The following is a 20,429-nucleotide window of genomic DNA, read 5'->3' on the forward strand; positions in this document are numbered from 1 at the left end:
CCTTGACCCTCTCGACCCAGGAAACCGCCGTTCGGTCGGCGGCAGCAACGACCGCCCGTCAGGGCACCCGGATCCGGCTGGCGGACGTGACGAAGCAGTACGGCAATGCCGCCCCGGCCGTCGACCGCATCTCGCTCACGATCGAGCCGGGCGAGTTCATGACCCTGCTCGGCCCCAGCGGCTCCGGCAAGACCACGACGCTCAACCTCATCGCCGGATTCGAGACGCTGACCTCCGGCACCATCGCACTGAACGGAACCGACGTCGGATCGTTGCCTCCGCACAAGCGCAACCTCGGGATGCTGTTTCAGAACTACGCGCTCTTCCCACATCTGACGGTGGCGCAGAACATCGCGTACCCGCTCCGGGAGCGCAAGGTCCCGAAGGCCGAGATCGCTCAGCGGGTCGCCGCCGTGCTGGAGCTCGTCCAGCTTCCCGGGCGCGACGGCGACTATCCGTCGCAGCTCTCCGGGGGACAGCAGCAGCGCGTCGCACTCGCCAGGGCGATCGTGTTCAACCCGGCTGCGCTGCTCCTCGACGAGCCGCTCGGCGCACTCGACCGCAACCTGCGCGGGGCGCTGCAGACCGAGATCCGGCGGATCCACCGCGAGGTCGGCTCCACTTTCGTCTTCGTGACGCACGACCAGGAGGAGGCTATGAACCTCTCCGACCGGATCGCGCTCTTCAACAGCGGGCAGATCGAGCAGGTCGGCTCTCCTGAGCAGCTCTACCGGCGGCCGGACACGCTGTTCACCGCCCGTTTCCTCGGCGACTCCAACGTCTTCGACCTGTCGGACGCATCCATCGGCGCACGCGTCGGCTGGGAGGGCGAATCCTGGGCGGTCGACCCGGCGACCGTCGCCGACCATCCCGGCGTGAACGCGCACGCGGCGGTGGTCGTGCGGCCGGAGGATGTGCGCATCACCCTCGATGCCGCCCATGTTCCCGCCGGCAGCAACACCGTGCGCGCCACCGTCCGCGACCTGGAGTACATGGGCTCCTATCGCACCGCCATGCTCGAGCTCGGCCGAACGCGACAGCTCGGCCGGGCCCGCATCGACGCTCTCGACTCCACCGTGCTCCTCGGCGACGAGGTGACCGCCTGGTGGAAGCCGGAACGCCAGCGGATCGTCGCCGCCTGACCGCGGCGCACCGCACCACCCCCCTCCCGCACCGAACCCACCAGCACCACCCGACAAAGAAGGAAACGACAATGGTGTCCAGATCCAGGACCTTGCCCATCGGCGTCGCCGCACTCGCGGTCACCGCCCTGCTCTCCGGATGCGCAGGCGGCAGCGCCGGCGCCCCCAGCAGCACCAGCGCGAAGGCGGACGCGCCCGCGACGATCACGTACGTCGGCTACGGCGGCGCCGGCCAGGACGCACAGATCCAGGCCTGGCAGAAGCCGTATACCGCTGCGCACCCGAACATCACGTTCGTGAACACCTCGCCGCCCGACGTCGCCCAGGTGAAGGCGCAGGTCGACAGCGGCTCCGTGCAGTGGGACGTCGTGGCGACCGCGCCGTACGCCGCGCAACAGAACTGCGGCACGCTCTTCGAGAAGCTCGACCTGTCCAAGGTCGACCAGAGCCAGCTCGTCAAGGGCACCGTGGGCGACTGCTATATCGGCAACTGGATCAACGCCACACCGATCGCGTACCGCACGGACGCCTTCCCCAACGGCGGCCCGAAGACCGTCGCCGACTTCTTCAACAAGAAGCGGTTCCCCGGGCAGCGCGGCATCGTCACCAACCTGCAGAACGGCATTCTGGAGTACCCGCTGCTGGCGGACGGTGTTAAGCCGGACGACCTCTACCCGCTCGACGTCGACCGCGCGCTCGACAAGCTCAGCGAGATCCGCGACGTCACGACGTTCGCGCCCAACGTGGGAGCGCTGCAGCAGGCGGTCCAGTCCAAGCAGGTCGACATGTTCCTGCTGCCGGACTCCCGGCTGGTGCCCCTGCTCCAGAGCGGGATGAAGCTGACCATCGTCTGGGACGAGACCGTCGCTGCGCTCAACGCCTTCGCGATCCCCAAGGGAGCGCCGAACAAGAAGGCGGCGGTCGACTTCATCTCCAGCGTGGTCGAGCCGGAGCAGGTCGCGAAGATCTCCGAGCTGCTCGGCGTCGCCCCGGTGAACAAGGAGGCGAAGCCGAAACTCGACCAGTACACCAAGCAGGTCCAGGTCTACGGTCCGGTCAACAAGGGAGGCACTGTGCTCCAGGACGTCGACTGGTACGCGAAGAACTTCAACGAGACCTCCACCAAGCTGACCACCTGGCTCGCCGGGTGATCACCCGCCCCGCGCTCGGGTCTTTCCGCCCCGACGATGTCCACACCCTGAACTACGCTTCAGGCATGGCGAACATCGAAGGCAGTGGCGAAGCATCCGGATCCGACATCCAGGCGGTCGCCCGCGTCGGCCAGATCTGCTCCCTCTTCGGTCCGCACACGACCGATCTGACGGCAGCAGAAGTGGCTGAGCGGCTCGGCCTGAACCGCACCACGGCGTATCGATACTGCGCGTCGCTCGCTGCGGCAGGGATCCTCGAGCGCGGGGCGAGGCGCGGGTCGTTCGCCCTCGGCGGGCTCATGCTCCAACTCGGGATCCACGCCCTCACCCGGCGCCGGGTGACCGAGATCGCGCCGCCGTACCTCGCCGAGCTGAGCGCCGCCGTCCGCATGACGGCGGTGCTCAGCCTCTGGGGAGCCCGCGGCCCGGTCGTCGCACTGGTCGAGGAGGACAGGAGCAGGACCGCCGTCGTCACCGTGCGGGCCGGCTCCCAGCTCGACGCGACGGCCGCCCAGACGCGGGTTTTCCTCGGCCACCTGGACGACGAGCGCGCCTTCGGCTGGGTGACGGAGGGGGCGACGTCCGCTGAACGGGCCGAGCTGGAAGCTGCCGTATACACAGCCAGGCGATCCGGATACTGCATCACCCCGCAGTCCGGCGGCGTCTTCTCCCTCGCGGCCCCTGTCTTCGACGAATACGGGATCGCCGCCACCGTCGGCCTCCTCGGCGCAGACCCGCAAGCCGACCTCACGGCCGGCTCGCCCATCATCACCGCACTCTTGAACACGACGGCGGCGCTCACCAACGAGCTCCGCCGCATCCCGGACGGACGACCACATGAGAATCCCGACCTATGACGAGCTCGCCACCGCGACTCCTCCCCGCTCGAGCTGGGGCGTCTTCGGCGCCGACGACCGGCTCGGCACCATCAACTTCCTGACCCCCGACCGCGTCGCAGACGCCGCGCGTCTCGTCCGCACCGGCCGCCGGTTCGGACTCGACCACCCGATCACCGCGTTCGAGCCGTATCCCACCGGCACCCGCCGGCCGCTCGAGCACCACATCTTCTCCAACAACGAATGGCACAGGGACGACTACGTCGACTCCTTCTATCTGCAGTCGTCGTCGCAGATCGACGCCCTGCGCCACATCGGGCATCCCGAGCACGGTTTTTACAACGGCTTCTCCTCCGCGGACAACACCGCCGGCTCGATCGAGCTCGGGGTGCACACCTGGGCGGACGCCGGCATCGTGGGCCGGGGCGTGCTGCTCGACCTGCCCCGCTACTTCACCGCGATCGGCGAGCCGTACGATCCGGCGTCGACCATCGTCGTGGATGCGGCGATGCTCGACGACATCGCCGCCAGGCAGAACGTGTCGTGGCACGGCGGCGACCTCCTGCTCCTGCGCACGGGCTGGGCAGAGCAATACCTCGCGAAGACGCCGGAGGAGCGGCTGCGGACCCCGTGGCGTCAGTCGCCCGGGCTCGCACAGCGCGAGGAGGTGCTGCGCTGGCTGTGGGACCACGAGATCGCCCTCGTGGCCGCCGACAACCTCGCGGTCGAGGCCGACCCCGTCCTGGACAGCGACTTCCGCACCCCCGGCGAGAAGCCACCGCCCCGCGGGGTCGACCACAGCGGGATGCTGCACCGCCCGCTGATCGCGCTCCTCGGCATGGCACTCGGCGAGCTGTGGAAGCTGGACGAGCTCGCCGCGGACTGCGCGGCGGACGGGGTCTACGAGTTCCTCCTCACCTGCAAACCGCTCAACCTGCTCGGCGGCGTCGGCTCCCCGCCGAACGCGATGGCCATCAAGTGAGCGCCGGACGGAGTGACGTGTCCGGCGCGTCCAAGATCTGGAGCACTGCCGCAGAGGCGCTGCACGAGGTGGTGCACGACGGGTCCGTGATCGCTGTCGGCGGCTTCGGGCTGAGCGGCAACCCCACCGACCTCATCGAGGCCCTGCGGGACACGGGTGCGACCGGGCTCACCATCGTCTCCAACAACATGGGCGTCGACGGGAAGGGCCTCGGGCTGCTGCTGGAGAACCGGCAGGTCGCCAGGGTGATCGCCTCGTACGTCGGCGAGAACCGGCTGTTCGCCCAGCAGTACCTCGACGGCGTCCTGGAAGTGGAGTTCACCCCGCAGGGCACGCTCGCGGAGCGGCTGCGCGCCGGTGGCGCCGGCATCGCCGGCTTCTACACGAAGACGGGCGTCGGCACACCGGTGGCGGAGGGCAAGCCGGTCGAGCTGTTCGACGGCGAGCCGTACATCCTGGAACGCGGGATCGTCGCGGACGTCGCGCTGGTGCACGCCTGGCTGGCGGATCGAGAGGGCAATCTCGTCTACCGCCGCACCGCCCGCAACTTCAACCCGCTGGTCGCGACCGCCGGGCGGATCACCATTGCGGAGGCCGAACAGGTGACGGACGACTGGATCGACCCCGATGCCGTGGTGACCCCCGGCATCTTCGTGCAGCGTCTGGTGACCGCGCGGCCACGGGTCAAGGACATCGAACAGCGGACGGTCCGGCCCCGGATCACCGCGGACGCGTAGGAGGAGAAGACCGTGGCATGGACCAGAGACGAGATGGCGGCCATCGCGGCCTCCGAACTGCGCGACGGCGAGTACGTCAACCTCGGAATCGGCATCCCGACGCTCGTAGCCAACCACCTGCCGCCGGGCGTCCGGGTGACCCTGCAGAGCGAGAACGGCCTCCTCGGAATGGGCCCCTTCCCCTACGAGGGCGAGGAGGACGCCGACCTCATCAACGCCGGCAAGCAGACCGTCACGCTCCTCGACGGCGGCAGCTGCTTCGATTCGGCGACCTCGTTCGGGATGATCCGCGGCGGCCACGTATCGACCGCCGTTCTCGGCGCTCTCCAGGTCGCAGCCAACGGCGACCTGGCCAACTGGACCATCCCCGGCCGTCTGGTGAAAGGGATGGGCGGCGCGATGGACCTGGTCGCCGGCACGCCCAGGGTCATCGTGCTCACCGACCACGTCTCCAAGGACGGGACCCCGAAGATCGTGACCACCTGCGATCTGCCACTCACCGGAGCAGGGGTCGTGGACCGGATCATCAGCGACCTCGCCGTCTTCGACGTCACCCCCGCCGGGCTGGTGCTGCGGGCGACGGCGCCCGGCGTCACGGAGGCCGAGCTGCGGGAGAAGACGGCGGCGGCGTTCACGCTGCCGGAGTCGCAGCCCGTCTTCTCCGCCGGGGTGGTGTCCGCGTGACCGCACTCATCGTCGGGTACGCGCGCACCCCGTTCGTCCGGTACACCGGACAGTTCGCCGCCGTCCCGGCGACCGAGCTGGGAGCCACCGCCGTCCGCGGCGCGCTCGAGCGCGCCGGGATCGCCGCAGCCGAGGTGGATGCGGTGTTCGCCGGGCAGGTGCTCCAGGCCGCGGCGGGGCAGAATCCGGCGCGCCAGACCGCTGTCGGAGCCGCGATCCCGCTCACCGTTCCGGCGATGACACTCAACGCCGTGTGCTTGTCCGGGATGGAGGCCGTCGTCAACGGTGCGAGGCTCATCGACGCGGGAGAGGCCTCCATCGTCGTGGCCGTCGGCCAGGAGTCGATGTCGCTCGCACCCCATGCCTGGCCGGGATCGCGGGCGGGCTCCCGGTACGGTGCGATCGAGCTGGTCGACACCCTCGAACGGGACGGCCTCACCGACGCGTTCGAGAAACGGTCGATGGGCTCCTCGACGGAGGACGGGAACACGCGACTCGGCCTCGACCGCGCCGAGCAGGACGCGTGGGCGGCGGCGTCGCACCAGCGGCTGGCGGTGTCGGCCGACGCGCACGCCGCGGAGATCGTCCCTGTCGGCGTTCCGGGAAGGAAGGGCCAGGTCATCGTCACGGCAGACGACGGGCTCCGAGCCGACACCACGGTGGAGTCCCTCGGCCGGTTGCGGACGGCCTTCGGCGCAAACGGCACCATCACGGCGGGCAACTCGTCGCAGATCACGGACGGCGCAGCCGCCGTGGTGCTGATGAGCGCGGAAGCCGCGGCGGCTCGCGGCATCGCGGGCATCGCCCGCGTCCGCTCGCACGCGTTCGTCGCCGGCCCGGACGTCTCGCTGCACGCCCAGCCCGCCCGTGCCATCCATGCCGCCCTGACGACGGCGGGACTCTCGTCGACGGAACTGAGCGCCGTGGAGATCAACGAGGCCTTCGCGGCCGTCGCCGTCCACTCGACACGCGAGCTCGGCGTCGACCCCGCTATCGTCAACACACACGGAGGCGCGATCGCGCTCGGTCACCCGATCGGAGCATCCGGAGCCAGGATCGTCGGTCACCTGGCACGCAGGCTGACCGCGCTCGGAGCCGGCTCGCTCGGCGCCGCGGGCATCTGCGGCGGTGGAGGTCAGGGATCCGCGGTTGTGCTCGAGGCGGTGTGACGGCGCGTTCTGCTCCGCCCAGGGGATCGCCGACAATGGTTGTTGACGGCGCATCCGAGAAGCGGGGGAACGATGAGGGAGCGAGTACTCGACCTGGTGTTCCTCGTCGGGGTGCTCTTCAAAGGAATCGACGGACTCCTGGAGACGATCGGCGGGATCGTGCTGCTCTTCGTGACACCCGGCCAGGTGAAGTCCGCCGCCCACGCGGCCACGTCGAGAGAACTCACCGAGGATCCGCACGACCTCGTCGCCAACCTTCTCGTGCACGGCGTCTCTCACCTGCACACCGGGAGTCAGATGTTCATCGCGGCCTACCTGGTGCTGCATGGTGTGGTGAAGCTGGCGATCGTCGTCGCGCTGCTGGTCGGATCCCGGCGCGTCTACCCGTGGGCGATGGCCGCGCTCGGTGTGTTCGTGGTGTTCCAGGTGTACGAGCTCGTCACGGCGCCGTCCGTCGGGGTGGTCGTCCTGACCATCCTGGATGTGGTGATCATCTGGCTCACCTGGCGCGAGTGGCGCCGGAACCGCGAGCTGCGGAAAACCTGGCGGGGCACCGTCGACTGGATCTTCCGGCGGCACGTCACGAGTTAGGATTCCAGGCATCGGACGGGGGACGAGGATGAAGCTGCTGCTCACATCGGGCGGGGTCACCAACGACAGCATCCGCGCATCGCTGATCGGGATGCTCGGAAAGCCGATCGCCGACAGCCGCGCCCTCTTCATCCCCACCGCGCAGTGGGGGCAGCCGCTCTGCAGCCCGGAGAGCGTGTGGAGGTCGACGGCCGACCGCTGGGAGGGCGAAGGCGGGCTGGTCGGACTCGGCTGGGAGTCGGTGGGCGTGCTCGAACTGACGGCGCTGCCGAGCATCGCGGAGGAGCGGTGGATGCCTTGGGTGCGCGACGCCGATGTGCTGCTGGTCGACGGCGGGGAGGCGAGATACCTCTCCACGTGGATGCTCCAGTCCGGCCTGGCCGGGATGCTGCCCGAACTCGTCGACACCGTCTGGGTGGGAGTGAGTGCCGGGAGCATGGTGCTGACTCCGCGCGTGGGGACGGAGTTCCTCGACTGGCAGCCGGAGGGGCCGGACGAGACGCTCGGCCTGGTCGACTTCTCGATCTTCCCGCACCTGGACTACCCGGGCTGGACGGAGAACACGCTCGAGGCCGCGCGGCGCTGGGCCGAGCGCATCCCGGGCCGGTCGTATGCGATCGACGATCAGACCGCGATCGCCGTGGTCGGGGGCCGTGTCGAGGTGATCAGCGAGGGGCACTGGGAGCAGTTCGACCGCTGACGCGGCTCACGGGGTCGAGCGCTCCGCCGATCCGGTCGGCTGCCCCAGAGCGGGCAGGACCACCCGGTCGATGAGCTCGGTCACCGCCTCCTCGTCGAGGTACTGCTTGCGCAGCACGACGCTGCCGAACGCGGCGGTGGGCACGAGCCCCGCAATCAGGGCGACCGGGACGTCGGCGGGCACGACTCCTCTGGCGATCCACCGTTCGATGACCTCCCTCAGCGCAGCGGCCGGCGGACTGCCGACGTCGCGGTTGGCGGCCTGATAGAGGTCCGGATCGCTGCCGAGGGCGCTGAGCAGGCTGGCCAGGATGCGGCCGGAGCGTTCGTCGGAGCCGGCGAAGTGCATCGCGGTGCGGCGGAGGTCCTCGCGCAGCGAGCCGGTGTCCTGCGGGTCGAGCCTGGTCTGGGTCGCGCGCACGGCGGCGACGACCAGATCGACCTTCGTCTCCCAGCGGCGGTAGATCGCCGACTTGCCGCAGCGAGCACGCGCCGCGACAGCGGCGATCGTCGTGCCGACGTACTCCCGCTCGATCAGCAGATCCTGGGTCGCCTCGATGATGCGGTGCTCGAGCCCGGAGTCCCGGGGTCGACCGGAGGGCTGCGTCGCGTCGGCGGACATGGGAGAGGAGTCTACCTTCCGGGTTCGGGTGTTCCCGTAAATCGCTTGCCGATTTACGGTACTTAAGAGTACCGTAACCAATTACGAGAACGGCGTATCCGTAATAGGCGCTCGTTCCCCCGACCGTTTGGAGGAGTCATGGCAACAACCTCGGCCACCGCAGCACCGGTGGCGGCACTTTCGAAGCCGCGCGTCGCGGTCATCCTCGTCGTCGCGGTCGCCATCGCGATCGCGCTCAACGCCGTCGTGGCGACCATCGCGAAAGCGGCGGGCGCCCCGGCCGACTTCGGCGGACTCTCCGTGCCCGCGTACGTCTCGATGACGATCCTCGGCATCCTGGCAGGGTGGATCGGCTGGCGCCTGGTGGAGCGTCACGCGCGCGATCCGCGCCGGATGCTCACCATCCTCGTCCCCGTGGTGCTGCTGCTGTCGTTCATCCCGGACATCCTGCTGGCGGTGTTCCAGTTCATGCCGGGCGCGGCGGGAACCGCCATCCTCGCGCTGGTCGTGATGCACATCGTGGTGGCCGCGGTCGCCGTGCCGGCCTACGTGCTCGCATCCCGGTCGCGCTGACGGGCGGACGGCCTCCAGCGCAGGAACAGGGCGGCGCAGACCAGGGCGACCACGACCATCCCGAGACCGAGAACCGCGCCGGCCGCTACGTCGTGGAGATAGTGGGCGCCCTGCGCGACCCGGTCGAATGCGACGAGGACCGCGCATCCGAAGGCCGCAGCCATTACTGCGAAGCGGCGGGACAGCACCGCGATGACGGCGGCGGCCGCGAACGCGAGCGTCGCGTGGTTCGACGGGAACGACCAGTCGCCGAGCGGCGCGCACTCCTCCGCCAGCGGCCACCGCTGACAGGGGCGCAGCTCCGTGACGAGCTGCTTGATCGACTCGCTCGCCGCGTACGCGATCCCGACCGAGACGACCAGGGCGACCACGCGGACCCGGGCGGCCGGCTGCCGTCGCCAGCTCAGGACGATGGCTGCGGCCACTCCGGCGGCGAGCGCCACCAGCGCGACCTCCGAGAGGAGGCCCACGCCAGGCACGCCCGCCGAGACGGCGACGAGCCACCTGGTGGCGACGACGCTCAGGCTTCCGGGGAACGGCATCACCAGCGCGAGCGCACTGAGGGCGACGGTGGACGCGAGCAGCACACGCTGCGGCGCGGTCGGGAGGGCGGCGAGCACGGCGGTGCGGAGGGGAACGGTGGGCATACCCGGACGCTATCCGGGCGGCTGCGCGGCCCTCATCCGTCGCTCGACGGGTCTTGCTACACAGAACGAATGACTTCTCCGAAGCGTCCGAGCACCCAGTGACCGATCACCACGGCACCGTCTCCCCGTTCCTGTCGAGGTACTGCAGGCCGGCCGCACCGCGCTGCGCATCCACCGTGTCGACCAGGGGCGGGATGCTCTCCTCGATGCGCAGCGTCGCGCCCGAGCCGCCCATGTCGGTCTGCACCCAGCCGGGGGCTGTCAGCAGGAGCGTGCGATCCTCGCCGTCGTGCCGGGCCGCGTAGCTGCGCATCAGCTGGTTCAGCGCCGCCTTGCTGGCGCGGTAGACCTCGAACCCGCCGGTGCGGTTGTTGGCGACGCTCCCCTGTCCGGACGACATGACGGCGATGGTGCCGTCCGGCGCGACCAGGTCGTCCAGCGCCTCGACGGTGCGGATCACGCTGAGCACATTCGTGTACATCATCCGTTCGAACTCGTCGTCCAGGATGTCGGCGGCGATGGCGCTCCGGGGGACGAGCGCGATACCGGCGACGACGAACAGCAGGTCGAAGGTGCGCCCGGAGAGACGCCTGCTCAGCGCATCCACCTCGTCCCGTTTGGTGATGTCGACGTGCTCGATCTCGACCGCGTCTCCCGCCCGCTCGGCGAAGGCGTGCAGGGGCGTCGGCGCGTCGCCGCGCACGGTTCCCACGACCCGGGAGCCGCGGGCGACGTACTCCTCGACGATCGCCTCCCCCAACCCTCGGGATGCGCCGATCACGAGCACGGTCCTGTTCGGGCTGGTCGTGTGTGTGTCCATGTTCTTCTCGTTTCACTCAACTGTTGTTGAGCGAAACAGTACCACTTTCACTCAACCGTTGTAGAGTGAATGCCGTGGATGAGCCGATGACGCGGGCAGAGCGACGGGCGGCGACCGCCGCCAAGATCCTCGAGGCGGCACAGGCCGAGTTCGGCGAGCGCGGCGCCGACGGCGCCACCGTGCGCGGAATCGCGCAGCGCGCGGGCGTCGACCCGTCGCTCGTGCTGCAGCACTACGGCTCGAAGCAGGCGCTGTTCGCCCTGGCGGTCCGGCCGGCGCCCGACCTGAGCGCCGAACAGGTGCCGCAACACCTGGCGGAGGTCCTGGATCTCCGGCTGCGTGAGCTGCCACCGCACACGAAGGCTCTCGTGCGCTCCATGCTCACCTCGCCGCAGGCGGCGACAGTGATGCGCGACTATCTGGAAGACCGGGTCGACAACCTGGCACGCACGAGCGACCGCGACGACGCCCGCCTGCGCGCGGCCGTGCTGGTGTCGAGCATCCTCGGGATGACGATCGCCAGGCACTTCGTCGACCTCCCCGAGCTCGACATCGACAGCGATGACATCGCCGCGGTCGTCGAGCCGTGGTTCGGGATGCTGTTGGCGGACTGACCAGAGGCCGCAGGCCGCGTGAGCGTCACGGCTGGTGCGTGACCGTCAGCTCCGGCGAGCCGAACGGGAACGGGAAGACGATCGTCCCACCGTCGGCGAGCGTGTCGGTCGGGAACAGCATCATCCAGGTCAGGGCGATGGCGCCGGAGACGAGCGCGATGGCGATGATCAGCCCGGCGGCGCGGTCGAGGAGACGCAGGGCATCCGTGACGGTCGCCGAGTTGCGGGCGATCCTGCCGATCACGACGAACAGGATGACTGCGAAGGCGGCGTAGACCAACCAGCTCGGGCGCAGCGCGATGTTCCTGCAAGTGGTCTGCACCACACCATCCGATGCGCCGCTGTCCGAGCAGGCGCCGACGCTGCCCGTGCAGAGCATCGTGTAGACGACCGCCGCGATGCCCGTCGTGATCAGCACGCGTCTCAGCCGGACCAGGATGGGTCCGGCGGGGAGCCGTGAGAGCTCCCCCAGCTCGACCTTCGGTCCCGTCAGTGTCGGCATCACAGTCCCCCTGTCTCGATGTCGATCGCCATTCTGCCCGAACCCACACCCGCTCGTCGAGCGCCGCCGCAGGGACGCGTTCTCCCCCGGTTCCGGCCGGGGTGAGGAGGCGCGCTCGGAGCACTTGCGAGCCATCGAACAGTGTTGTAAAACATATGCATCAACTGATCCACATCCTTTCTGGGTCGCGGAGTCGGGCCTCGGTATCCGGCTTCGCGGCGGCACGCGACGACAGGTATGGAGGTGATGAACCGTGACAGTGGCGGACGTGGTCGAGCAGACGGCGGACGAGTTCGCGGAGATCCTCTGCTCCGATCAGGAGTGGGTGAATGCGGAGTTCGAGCAGATCGTCTCCGGCTTCTGGGATGCGCCGGCGACGACGGCCGACGCTCCTCGGTCGCGGGACGCGGCCGCGCATCCCGATCGGCGGACGACGTCGCATCCGCACGGCGGACCGCGAGCACCGGAGCCGCGCGCATCGATCCGGTCACCACCGTGACACCGGGCCAGGACGCCTGGCCATGCCGACACCACGAACACAACCCGGCGGCACCGTGCCGCCACACCGATGGAAGGAGAATCTCACCATGTCGATGTCATTTGATCCTTTCAGCCAGCTGGACAGGATCGCCCAGAGCGTGTTCGACACCAGCAGGCAGCCGCGGCTGATGCCCGTCGACCTGTTTCGCGAGGGTGACCAGTACGTGCTCAACGCCGACCTCCCCGGTGTCGACCCCGGTTCGGTCGACGTGGATGTCGACGGTCACCTTCTGACGATCAGGGCGCAGCGGTCGGCCGCCAACCGGGAGAACTCGCGCTGGCTGGCCCAGGAGCGGCCGTTCGGCTCATACCTGCGCCAGTTCACCATCGGCGACGACGTCGATGCTGAGCGCATCAGCGCCAGCTACGACAACGGCGTGCTCAGCGTCGTCATCCCGGTCGTCGAGCGGGCCAAGCCGCGGAAGATCCGCGTCGACTCGGCCGCCGACCACCAGAACGAGAACCAGAAGGCGGTCGTCGCCTAGCAGTGCCATCGGGGCGGGGGGGGGGGGGGGGGGAAAACACCCCCCCCCCCCCCCCCCCCCCCCCCCCCCCCCGTCACGTCTCTCCCCCACCGCAGATCGACTGCATTGTGCTCTGTCGCATTCGTCGTCTACTATCTGCTTTAACGATGAAGCACCATTCATCCGATCATCGTTACCTTCGCTCAAGGGAGAGACTCCATGCGCTACAAGAAACAGCTCGCGGTCGTCGCGGTCGCGACCGCGGTCGGCCTGCTCGCCACCGGATGCTCCGGTGGCGGCTCCAACTCCGGCGATCCCGTCAAGCTCACGGTGTGGACAGGATTCACCGGTGGAGACGCACCGGGCTACGAACAGATCGTCAAGGACTTCAACGCCTCGCAGAAGAAGATCACGGTCAGCATGTCGGCCGAGCCGTGGGACACCATCCAGCAGAAGCTGCCGTCCGCGTGGATGACCGGACAGGGCCCGGACATCGCTGCCCCGGCCTCCGACCCCAACGTCATCGCGCAGTACGTCAAGACCAAGTCGGTGCTGCCGATCACCAAGACCGGTGACTCCGCGACCACGATCAACGTCTCGAAGTTCGCGCCGGCGCTCGTCGACGAGTTCACGTACGACGACAAGCTCTACGCGGTGCCCGCCAACTACGCCACCCTCAGCCTCTACTACAACAAGGCGCTCTTCACCGCAGCGGGCGTCACCCCGCCCACCACGGTCGACGAGCTCAAGACGGCGGCCAAGAAGCTCACCACGGACGGAAAGTACGGGCTCGTGCTCGCCGACAACAACACCATCCAGATGTGGCCGGTGCTGCAGTGGCTGGAAGGCGGCGACATCGTCGACGCGAAGAACTGCAGCGTCCTCTCCAGCACCAAGGGCCGGGACAGCCTGAAGCCGTGGGTCGACCTCGTCGTCAACGACAAGATCTCCCCTGTCGGCCTCACCGGGGCCGAAGCGGACGCCCTCTTCTCCGCCGGCAAGGCCGCGATGGAGATCAACGGGCCATGGGCGGCTCCCGGATACAAGAAGGCCGGCATCGACCTCGGCATCGTGCAAGTGCCCGTCGCCGCGTCCGGCAAGCCGGTGACCCTCGGCTCCACGGCGCCGCTCGCGATCTCGGCCAAGACCAAGCACCCGGAGGAGGCGCAGGAGTTCCTCGCGTACTGGACGGGCAAGGTCGCGCAGAAGAAGTTCTCGCTCTCGACCGGCTTCCCGTCGCTGCGCACCGACCTCGCCGACGACTCGGAGCTCGCGGCCAACCCGGTCGTGAAGGTGTTCTCGTCGCAGGTGCCGGACTCGCGGCTCTACCTCCCGCAGGTGCCGAACGCGACCCAGGTCGACTCCGACGCGTACGTGCCGCTGATCGGCAGCCTCACCAGAGGCACCGGCATCGACGACGGCACATCCACCGCATCCAAGAAGATCGACGAACTCACGGGCTGCTCCAGCAAATGACCGTCATCACCAGGGCCCGGGAGTCGCACGACGGCTCCCGGGCCCGCCCCACCGCACACGGGGAGCAGCCGCGGAGGCGCAGGCGCTTCCGCGCAGGCCCCGCCCTGCTGTTCATCGCTCCTAGCTTCCTCATCCTCGGCGTCTTCGTGCTCTGGCCGATCCTGGTGTCGTTCTGGTACAGCCTGCACGACTGGACCATCGGCGCCGACGACCAGCCCTGGGTCGGCTTCGACAACTACATCAAGCTCACCCAGGACCCACGATTCTGGGATGCGCTCATCCACACCACGCTCATCACGGTCATCTCCGTGGTCGGGATCGTCGTGGTCGGCCTCGCGCTGGCGCTCGCCCTCGCCGCGGAAGGACTCGGCACCCGCATCATCCGGTCGGCGTTCTTCTTCCCCACCGTCGTCTCGCTGACCTCGATCGGCCTGGTCTGGCGGTTCCTGCTCGACCCCGAACTCGGGCTCATCGGCGGGATCACGTCGGCGCTCGGCCTCGGCAAGGTCGGGTTCCTGCAGTCGCCGGAGCTCGCCCTGCCGACGATCATCTTCGTGAACATCTGGAAGAACGCCGGATTCGTCATGATCATCCTGATCGCCGGCCTCAAGGGCATCCCGTCGGAGCGTTACGAAGCGGCCAGGCTCGACGGCGCAGGCGCGGTGAACCTGCTGCGCTACATCACCCTCCCCGCACTGCGGCCGACGATGCTATTCGCGACGCTTATCATGACCATCCAGTCGTTCCAGCTGTTCGACCTGGTCTACGTGATGACGGGAGGCGGTCCGCTGTTCTCGACGGAGACCCTGGTCACCCTGCTGTTCCGCGAGGGTTTCGTGAACTTCCACACCGGATACGCGGCGGCGATCTCGTGGGCGCTGTTCCTCGTGATCGTCGTCATCTCCGCCCTCCAACTCAGAATCTTCAGGTACAACGATGTCGACTGACACGCTGCGCCGGCGCACGGTCCGGCCATCCACCCGCTTCGCGGACGTCTCGAAGTGGATCTTCGTCGGCGTGGGGCTCGTGCTCGCCCTCGTCCCCTTCATCTGGATGCTGTCCACGTCGTTCCGCACCGAGAAGGACCTCTTCAGCAACCCGGCCAGCCTGTTCCCCACCGAGTGGACGCTGCACGGCTACCAGGGCGTGTGGGAGCAGCTGCCGTTCCTGCTGCTGGTGTTCAACACGATCGTCTTCGCCGGAGTCACCACCCTGCTGACCCTGCTGTTCGATTCGATGTGCGCGTACGCGCTCGCCAGGATCGACTTCCCCGGCAGGAACATCGCGTTCTGGCTGGTGCTCGTCACGCTGATGGTGCCGTTCCAGGTCACCCTCATCCCGGTGTTCATCGAGCTGTTCCACCTCGACTGGCTGAACACCTACCAGGGGCTGATCATCCCGCGCGCCACCAGTGCGTTCGGCATCTTCCTGTTCCGTCAGTTCTTCGTCTCCATCCCGCGCGACCTCGATGAGGCCGCCAGGATCGACGGGGCAGGACACCTCCGCATCTACTGGCAGATCATCCTGCCGCTGGCGAAGCCGGCCATCGCAACGGTCGCCGTGCTCAACTTCACCGCGCTCTGGAACGACCTGCTCTGGCCGCTCGTCGTCACCAGCACCTCCGAGATGCGCACCCTCCCCGCCGGACTCGCGCTGTTCGGCGGACAGCACGTGACCGACCACGCCGTGCTGATGGCCGGAGCCGTGATCTCGCTGCTCCCCATCGCCATCGCCTTCTTCCTCGCGCAGCGATACTTCGTCGCCGGCGTCGCAACGACAGGACTCAAGTGACCACATTCATCGAAGGCTTCCCCCACGACCGGCTGCGCTGGCTGATCGGCATCGAGGACACCTGCGTCTATCCGGCCCCCGGTTCGTCGATGGGCGCGCTCAACGAGTTCGCCCTCACCGGGCACGACGAGCACTGGCGGGAGGACCTGGCCACCGCATCCGGGCTCGGGGCGACCGGTCTGCGCTACGGGGTCAGCTGGCCGCTCGTGCACGTCGCCCCTGGCCGCTTCGACTGGAGCGCTCTGGACGAGCGGATCGACGTCGCCGTCAACGAGCTCGGCCTCACGGTGATCGCCGACCTGGTGCACTACGGGACGCCGACCTGGCTCGACGGCTCGTTCGCCGACCCGGTGTTCCCGGAGGCGCTCGCGGAGTTCGCCGGGGCGTTCGCCGAACGCTATCGCGGAGTGGTCGACCACATCACGCCGCTCAACGAGCCGATCACCACGGCGTCGTTCTGCGGGCTGCGCGGCGTCTGGCCGCCCGCGCTGACCGGCTGGGACGGCTGGACGACCGTGGCGGTCGGGATCGCCAGGGGCGTGCAGCGGGCGGTCGCCGCGATCCGGGATGCGAACCCCGGCGCCGTCGTCGTCCACGTCGAGGCATCGCAGCTCTACGAGACGACGGACGACGCGCTGCTGGCCGAGGTCGAGCTGCTGCGCTCGCTGTCCACGCTGCCCACCGACCTCATCCTGGGCAGAGTGGATGCCGCGCACCCGCTGCACGACTGGCTCACCGGCAACGGGGCGGCAGAGGAACACCTGGCCGAGCTGCTTTCCGGTGCACCCGCCATCGACATCCTGGGCGTCAACTACTACCCAGACCTGACCCCGCGCATCCTGGAGGTGGTCGACGGGGCCACCAGGCAGGTCACCGCGAACCGCTGGGCGGACGGGCTCCGCACGGTGCTGCTGCGCTGGGAGGAGCGGTACGGGATGCCGATGCTGGTGACGGAGACCAGCATCGAGGGGACCCAGCGGGTGCGCCGCGACTGGCTGGAGGCCGCGACGGAGACCGTGCGCACGCTGCACGGGGAGGGCGTGGACATCCGCGGCCTCACCTGGTGGCCGCTGCTCGACTTCGTCGACTGGTCGTTCGCCTCCGGTGGGCGCAACGTCGAGGAGTTCGTGCTGCATCCGGAGACCTCGCACGACGCGACATCGGAGACGTTCGCCGACCCGGCAGCCGGGGTTACCCCCTTCCTGCGCAGGATGGGACTGATCGAGCTGAGCGAGGGCGACGACGGGTCCCTCCTGCGCACGCCGACGGAGGCAGCGCCGTCGTTCCCGCGCGAAGCGGCAGCACTGCCGGAAGGCCTCTGAGCGTGGCGGGGACGCTCCGGGCGAGCGCGCTGACCGTCGCGCGGCCCAGACCGCAGCTGCTCAGGGAGGATTGGGCGGAACTCGACGGCACCTGGGGTTTCGCGTACGACGATGCCGAGGTCGGCGAGCGGGAGGGCTGGCACGCCGCCGGCCACCGGCTGGCAGGGACCATCGCCGTGCCGTACCCACCGGAGAGCCCGGCATCCGGGGTCGGAGACGACCGGTTCCACGACGTGGTCTGGTACCAGAGAGAGGTGTCGTGGGAGGACGTGCTCGAAGCGGGCTACTCCTCCGGCCGGCCCCGCGTGCTGCTGCACTTCGGTGCTGTCGACTACCGCGCGAGCGTGTGGCTGAACGGCATCCCGGTCGGCAGCCACGAGGGCGGTCACACGCCGTTCACCCTCGACATCACGACGGCGATCGTCGACGGCGGCATGCAGCTCATCACGGTGCGGGCCGAAGACAGGGCCGCCGACGTGGAGCAGCCGCGCGGCAAGCAGGACTGGCAGGAGGACGCGCACATCATCTGGTACCGGCGCACCACCGGGATCTGGCAGCCGGTCTGGCTCGAAGCGACGCCCGAGGTGTTCGTCGAGCAGTTGCACCTGACCCCGCATGTGCCGGGTGCAGCGGTCGCGTTCGAGGTGAACCTGAACCGGCCGCCGGCGCCTGGCACGCGCTGCCGCGTCCGGTTGCTGCTGGGCGACGAGACGATCGCCGAGCTCACCACCGCAGTGGTCGGTCAACGCCACGTCGGCGAGATCACGGTGCCCCGGCTGCGGAACGGGCAGGACCGCGACCGCATCCTGTGGTCGCCGGACTCGCCCGTCCTCGTGGATGCGACGGTCACCGTCGAGTCGGCGGGCGGCGGCTCGGACACGGTCTACAGCTACCTCGGGCTGCGGTCGGTGGATGCGCGCGACGGCAGCTTCCTGCTCAACGACCGTCCCGTCGTCCTCCGTTCCGTGCTCAGCCAGGGCTACTGGCCGCAGTCGCACCTGGCCGCGCCGGATGAGCGGGCGCTCCTGCACGAGGTGGAGCTGATCCTGTCGCTCGGCTTCAACTCCGCCAGGGTGCACCAGAAGATCGAGGACCCGCGCTTCCTCTACTGGGCGGACCGGCTCGGGCTGATGCTGTGGGCGGAGGCGCCGGCGGCGTACGTGTTCTCCGCGACGGCGGTCGAGCGGCTGACCAGCGAGTGGATGCGCGCGGTCGACCGCGACCGGTCGCACCCCTCCGTGATCACCTGGGTGCCGCTGAACGAGAGCTGGGGCGTGCAGGACATCGCGCACTCGCCGGCGCAGCGCGCGTTCTCCCGCGGCCTGGCCGACCTGACCAGGGCACTCGACCCGACGCGTCCGGTGATCACGAACGACGGCTGGGAGCACCTCGAATCGGACATCTTCTCCGTGCACGACTACGACGCGGACCCGGAGACGGTGCGGTCGCGCTACCTCGACGGAGCCGCCCGCGACGCCCTCCGGCACGGCATCGGCCCGTGCGGGCGGGCGATGGTGCTCACCGATGCGCTGCGCGACGACGCCCCGCTGATGCTGACGGAGTTCGGCGGCATCGAGTTCGCCGCGGGAAGCGGCCCTGCAGCGGAGGACAGCTGGGGGTACTCGACGGCAGACACGCACGAGCAGTTCGAGGAGCGGCTGCGCTCCCTCTACCGGGCGGTGCAGGCCAGCACCGTGCTCGCCGGCACCTGCTACACGCAGCTGACGGACACGATGCAGGAGGCGAACGGGCTCTGCAGGGAGGACAGGACGCCCAAGCTCGCCGCGCGCACCATCCGGGAGATCGTCACCGGGGCAGCAGAATCGTCATGAGATACGGTAAGGATCGCACGGGCGAGGCCCCCACGGGAAGGAACCGGACATGCCAGAACGGGCGAGCGCCAGGCGCGTCACCCTTCGCGACATCGCCGAGAAGGTGGGCATCACCCCGTCAGCCGTCTCGATGGCCCTCGCCGGGAAGCCGCGCATCGGGGACGACACGCGCAAGGCCGTGCTCGCCGCCGCGTCGGAGCTCGGTTACGTGCCCAGCTCGGCCGCCCGCGCCTTGCGCAGCCAGCACGCAGGCACCATCGCGCTGATCGTCCCCACCACTGCGACGCACGTGTTCGGGCACAGCTATTTCATGCTGGTGCTCGAGGGCACGTCCTCCGTCGCCAACGAGAACGACGTGCAACTGCTCGTCTCCACGAACCCGGACAACGAGCACGGGCTGGCCGCGTACGAGCGCGTCATGCGCTCCAACAGCGCGGACGGCGCGATCCTCACCAGCGCGGCGATCGACGACCCGACGGTCGAGCGCCTGATCGCGAGCGGCCTGCCCGTCGTGATGATCGGCAACTTCCCGTACCTGCCGTCGGCGGTGACCGTCGGCATCGACGACCGTGCGGCATCCCGTGCGATCACCGAGCACCTGATCACGGCGCACGGCAGGAGCAGACTGCTCCACCTCTCCGGTCCGCTCGATCACCAGACCGGCGCAGACCGGCGCGACGGATTCCTGGATGCGGTGCGCGCCCACGGCGTGGAGGATGCGTCGCTGGTCATCGAGGGAGACCTCAGCGAGGCATCCGGCGTGACGGCGGTGCGTGAGCTGGGCGACGGCGTCTCCGCGTTCGACGGGATCGTCGCCGCCAACGACGACATGGCGTTCGGCGCGCTGACGACGCTGCGGAGCGCATCCATCGACGTGCCGGGCGCCGTCGCGATCGTCGGCTTCGACGACTTCGGGCTCGCGCGGGTGACCACGCCGAGCATCAGCACCGTGCGCGTGCCCGCGCAGCGGATCGCCCGGATCGCGAGCGAGCGGCTGTTCGAGATCATGGCGGGGGTCGACGGCTGGCAGCGGCACGAAGTGGGCGTCGACCTGGTGCTGCGGCAGTCCTGTGGATGCACGGCTCAGGATGCGACGGAGGCCGACGCGGTCGTCGTCCCGGTCGCGCCGGCCGGCACGGGAGGGGTAGCGGGCTGACGCTCGAGGGCCGTACACTCTGTTTAATCGTTAAAGCACTCGTTTTCGCCAATGCTTTAACGATGAAGCTCCTGCAAGC

23 protein-coding genes are annotated in these 20,429 nt (G+C 69.1%); 19 read left to right on the top strand and 4 right to left on the bottom strand.

What is annotated here, in order from left to right; translation table 11 throughout:
* Nucleotides 1-2 precede the first annotated feature (2 nt).
* From AC1ROC_RS07250 to AC1ROC_RS07290, 9 genes are all read left to right on the top strand, one after another.
* Nucleotides 3-1,142, top strand: coding sequence for an ABC transporter ATP-binding protein (locus AC1ROC_RS07250; protein WP_492999107.1), 1,140 nt, complete (start codon nucleotides 3-5; stop codon nucleotides 1,140-1,142).
* Nucleotides 1,143-1,213: 71 nt separating this feature from the next.
* The gene (locus tag AC1ROC_RS07255) at nucleotides 1,214-2,293 is read left to right on the top strand and encodes an extracellular solute-binding protein (RefSeq protein WP_168690263.1); all 1,080 of its coding nucleotides are present in this window, start codon (nucleotides 1,214-1,216) and stop codon (nucleotides 2,291-2,293) included.
* Nucleotides 2,294-2,358: 65 nt separating this feature from the next.
* The gene (locus AC1ROC_RS07260; RefSeq protein ID WP_143465720.1) at nucleotides 2,359-3,150 is read left to right on the top strand and encodes an IclR family transcriptional regulator; all 792 of its coding nucleotides are present in this window, start codon (nucleotides 2,359-2,361) and stop codon (nucleotides 3,148-3,150) included.
* Entirely contained in the window at nucleotides 3,131-4,111 is a 981-nt protein-coding gene (locus tag AC1ROC_RS07265; RefSeq protein WP_085369021.1) for a cyclase family protein, read from the top strand. Before AC1ROC_RS07260 ends, AC1ROC_RS07265 begins: the two co-directional genes overlap by 20 nt.
* Nucleotides 4,112-4,128: 17 nt before the next feature.
* Nucleotides 4,129-4,848, top strand: a complete 720-nt coding sequence (locus AC1ROC_RS07270; protein ID WP_168690264.1) for a CoA transferase subunit A — start codon at nucleotides 4,129-4,131, stop codon at nucleotides 4,846-4,848.
* 12 nt (nucleotides 4,849-4,860) lie between these two features.
* Nucleotides 4,861-5,532 carry a CoA transferase subunit B gene (locus tag AC1ROC_RS07275; protein WP_168690265.1) on the top strand — a complete coding sequence of 224 codons (672 nt, stop codon included), beginning with the start codon at nucleotides 4,861-4,863 and terminating at the stop codon, nucleotides 5,530-5,532.
* On the top strand, nucleotides 5,529-6,701 hold the full coding sequence (locus AC1ROC_RS07280; RefSeq protein WP_492999112.1) for an acetyl-CoA C-acyltransferase: 1,173 nt from the start codon (nucleotides 5,529-5,531) through the stop codon (nucleotides 6,699-6,701). The genes AC1ROC_RS07275 and AC1ROC_RS07280 overlap by 4 nt, the downstream gene beginning before the upstream one ends.
* Nucleotides 6,702-6,773: 72 nt before the next feature.
* Entirely contained in the window at nucleotides 6,774-7,292 is a 519-nt protein-coding gene (locus AC1ROC_RS07285) for a DUF2127 domain-containing protein (RefSeq protein WP_492999114.1), read from the top strand.
* Between the two features lie 28 nt (nucleotides 7,293-7,320).
* Complete coding sequence (locus AC1ROC_RS07290) at nucleotides 7,321-7,992, top strand: Type 1 glutamine amidotransferase-like domain-containing protein (protein WP_492999116.1); 672 nt, start codon at nucleotides 7,321-7,323, stop codon at nucleotides 7,990-7,992.
* Between the two features lie 6 nt (nucleotides 7,993-7,998).
* On the opposite strand, the gene AC1ROC_RS07295 is transcribed toward AC1ROC_RS07290, so the two are convergent.
* Entirely contained in the window at nucleotides 7,999-8,613 is a 615-nt protein-coding gene (locus AC1ROC_RS07295; RefSeq protein ID WP_168690269.1) for a TetR/AcrR family transcriptional regulator, read from the bottom strand.
* Between the two features lie 138 nt (nucleotides 8,614-8,751).
* On the opposite strand from AC1ROC_RS07295, the gene AC1ROC_RS07300 reads away from it, so the two are divergent.
* Nucleotides 8,752-9,186 carry a DUF6069 family protein gene (locus AC1ROC_RS07300; protein WP_492999119.1) on the top strand — a complete coding sequence of 145 codons (435 nt, stop codon included), beginning with the start codon at nucleotides 8,752-8,754 and terminating at the stop codon, nucleotides 9,184-9,186.
* On the opposite strand, the gene AC1ROC_RS07305 is transcribed toward AC1ROC_RS07300, so the two are convergent.
* The gene (locus tag AC1ROC_RS07305) at nucleotides 9,159-9,833 is read right to left on the bottom strand and encodes a phosphatase PAP2 family protein (protein WP_492999121.1); all 675 of its coding nucleotides are present in this window, start codon (nucleotides 9,831-9,833) and stop codon (nucleotides 9,159-9,161) included. The two genes, AC1ROC_RS07300 and AC1ROC_RS07305, sit on opposite strands and share 28 nt — an antisense overlap.
* 106 nt (nucleotides 9,834-9,939) lie before the next feature.
* Nucleotides 9,940-10,653, bottom strand: coding sequence for an SDR family NAD(P)-dependent oxidoreductase (locus AC1ROC_RS07310; RefSeq protein WP_492999123.1), 714 nt, complete (start codon nucleotides 10,651-10,653; stop codon nucleotides 9,940-9,942).
* A 74-nt stretch (nucleotides 10,654-10,727) separates the two neighbouring features.
* Between AC1ROC_RS07310 and AC1ROC_RS07315 the strand changes: the two genes are divergently transcribed.
* Complete coding sequence (locus tag AC1ROC_RS07315) at nucleotides 10,728-11,267, top strand: TetR/AcrR family transcriptional regulator (RefSeq protein WP_492999125.1); 540 nt, start codon at nucleotides 10,728-10,730, stop codon at nucleotides 11,265-11,267.
* Nucleotides 11,268-11,292: 25 nt separating this feature from the next.
* On the opposite strand, the gene AC1ROC_RS07320 is transcribed toward AC1ROC_RS07315, so the two are convergent.
* The gene (locus AC1ROC_RS07320; protein WP_492999127.1) at nucleotides 11,293-11,769 is read right to left on the bottom strand and encodes a hypothetical protein; all 477 of its coding nucleotides are present in this window, start codon (nucleotides 11,767-11,769) and stop codon (nucleotides 11,293-11,295) included.
* A gap of 253 nt (nucleotides 11,770-12,022) precedes the next feature.
* On the opposite strand from AC1ROC_RS07320, the gene AC1ROC_RS07325 reads away from it, so the two are divergent.
* From AC1ROC_RS07325 to AC1ROC_RS07360, 8 genes are all read left to right on the top strand, one after another.
* Nucleotides 12,023-12,268, top strand: a complete 246-nt coding sequence (locus tag AC1ROC_RS07325; RefSeq protein WP_492999129.1) for a hypothetical protein — start codon at nucleotides 12,023-12,025, stop codon at nucleotides 12,266-12,268.
* 88 nt (nucleotides 12,269-12,356) lie between these two features.
* Nucleotides 12,357-12,794, top strand: coding sequence for an Hsp20/alpha crystallin family protein (locus tag AC1ROC_RS07330; protein WP_085369034.1), 438 nt, complete (start codon nucleotides 12,357-12,359; stop codon nucleotides 12,792-12,794).
* 198 nt (nucleotides 12,795-12,992) lie between these two features.
* The gene (locus tag AC1ROC_RS07335) at nucleotides 12,993-14,249 is read left to right on the top strand and encodes an ABC transporter substrate-binding protein (RefSeq protein WP_492999131.1); all 1,257 of its coding nucleotides are present in this window, start codon (nucleotides 12,993-12,995) and stop codon (nucleotides 14,247-14,249) included.
* Entirely contained in the window at nucleotides 14,246-15,196 is a 951-nt protein-coding gene (locus tag AC1ROC_RS07340; protein WP_492999133.1) for a carbohydrate ABC transporter permease, read from the top strand. The genes AC1ROC_RS07335 and AC1ROC_RS07340 overlap by 4 nt, the downstream gene beginning before the upstream one ends.
* A complete protein-coding gene (locus AC1ROC_RS07345) occupies nucleotides 15,186-16,040 on the top strand; it encodes a carbohydrate ABC transporter permease (protein ID WP_085369037.1) in 855 nt (284 codons plus the stop codon). Before AC1ROC_RS07340 ends, AC1ROC_RS07345 begins: the two co-directional genes overlap by 11 nt.
* Nucleotides 16,037-17,362, top strand: coding sequence for a family 1 glycosylhydrolase (locus tag AC1ROC_RS07350; protein WP_492999136.1), 1,326 nt, complete (start codon nucleotides 16,037-16,039; stop codon nucleotides 17,360-17,362). Before AC1ROC_RS07345 ends, AC1ROC_RS07350 begins: the two co-directional genes overlap by 4 nt.
* Nucleotides 17,363-17,364: 2 nt before the next feature.
* Entirely contained in the window at nucleotides 17,365-19,194 is a 1,830-nt protein-coding gene (locus AC1ROC_RS07355) for a glycoside hydrolase family 2 protein (RefSeq protein ID WP_492999138.1), read from the top strand.
* Nucleotides 19,195-19,243: 49 nt separating this feature from the next.
* Nucleotides 19,244-20,350 carry a LacI family DNA-binding transcriptional regulator gene (locus AC1ROC_RS07360; RefSeq protein WP_492999140.1) on the top strand — a complete coding sequence of 369 codons (1,107 nt, stop codon included), beginning with the start codon at nucleotides 19,244-19,246 and terminating at the stop codon, nucleotides 20,348-20,350.
* Nucleotides 20,351-20,429 lie beyond the last annotated feature (79 nt).

Source organism: Leifsonia sp. GW821-FHT13C05, assembly GCF_058806515.1.

What these genes read in the sequence shown, in the direction of transcription:
- AC1ROC_RS07255 (WP_168690263.1), top strand. Translation starts at nt 1,214, where the DNA reads ATGGTGTCCAGATCCAGGACCTTGCCCATCGGCGTCGCCGCACTCGCG.
- AC1ROC_RS07260 (WP_143465720.1), top strand. Translation starts at nt 2,359, where the DNA reads ATGGCGAACATCGAAGGCAGTGGCGAAGCATCCGGATCCGACATCCAG.
- AC1ROC_RS07265 (WP_085369021.1), top strand. Translation starts at nt 3,131, where the DNA reads ATGAGAATCCCGACCTATGACGAGCTCGCCACCGCGACTCCTCCCCGC.
- AC1ROC_RS07285 (WP_492999114.1), top strand. Translation starts at nt 6,774, where the DNA reads ATGAGGGAGCGAGTACTCGACCTGGTGTTCCTCGTCGGGGTGCTCTTC.
- AC1ROC_RS07290 (WP_492999116.1), top strand. Translation starts at nt 7,321, where the DNA reads ATGAAGCTGCTGCTCACATCGGGCGGGGTCACCAACGACAGCATCCGC.
- AC1ROC_RS07295 (WP_168690269.1), bottom strand. Translation starts at nt 8,613, where the DNA reads ATGTCCGCCGACGCGACGCAGCCCTCCGGTCGACCCCGGGACTCCGGG.
- AC1ROC_RS07300 (WP_492999119.1), top strand. Translation starts at nt 8,752, where the DNA reads ATGGCAACAACCTCGGCCACCGCAGCACCGGTGGCGGCACTTTCGAAG.
- AC1ROC_RS07305 (WP_492999121.1), bottom strand. Translation starts at nt 9,833, where the DNA reads ATGCCCACCGTTCCCCTCCGCACCGCCGTGCTCGCCGCCCTCCCGACC.
- AC1ROC_RS07310 (WP_492999123.1), bottom strand. Translation starts at nt 10,653, where the DNA reads ATGGACACACACACGACCAGCCCGAACAGGACCGTGCTCGTGATCGGC.
- AC1ROC_RS07320 (WP_492999127.1), bottom strand. Translation starts at nt 11,769, where the DNA reads ATGCCGACACTGACGGGACCGAAGGTCGAGCTGGGGGAGCTCTCACGG.
- AC1ROC_RS07330 (WP_085369034.1), top strand. Translation starts at nt 12,357, where the DNA reads ATGTCGATGTCATTTGATCCTTTCAGCCAGCTGGACAGGATCGCCCAG.
- AC1ROC_RS07335 (WP_492999131.1), top strand. Translation starts at nt 12,993, where the DNA reads ATGCGCTACAAGAAACAGCTCGCGGTCGTCGCGGTCGCGACCGCGGTC.
- AC1ROC_RS07340 (WP_492999133.1), top strand. Translation starts at nt 14,246, where the DNA reads ATGACCGTCATCACCAGGGCCCGGGAGTCGCACGACGGCTCCCGGGCC.
- AC1ROC_RS07345 (WP_085369037.1), top strand. Translation starts at nt 15,186, where the DNA reads ATGTCGACTGACACGCTGCGCCGGCGCACGGTCCGGCCATCCACCCGC.
- AC1ROC_RS07360 (WP_492999140.1), top strand. Translation starts at nt 19,244, where the DNA reads ATGCCAGAACGGGCGAGCGCCAGGCGCGTCACCCTTCGCGACATCGCC.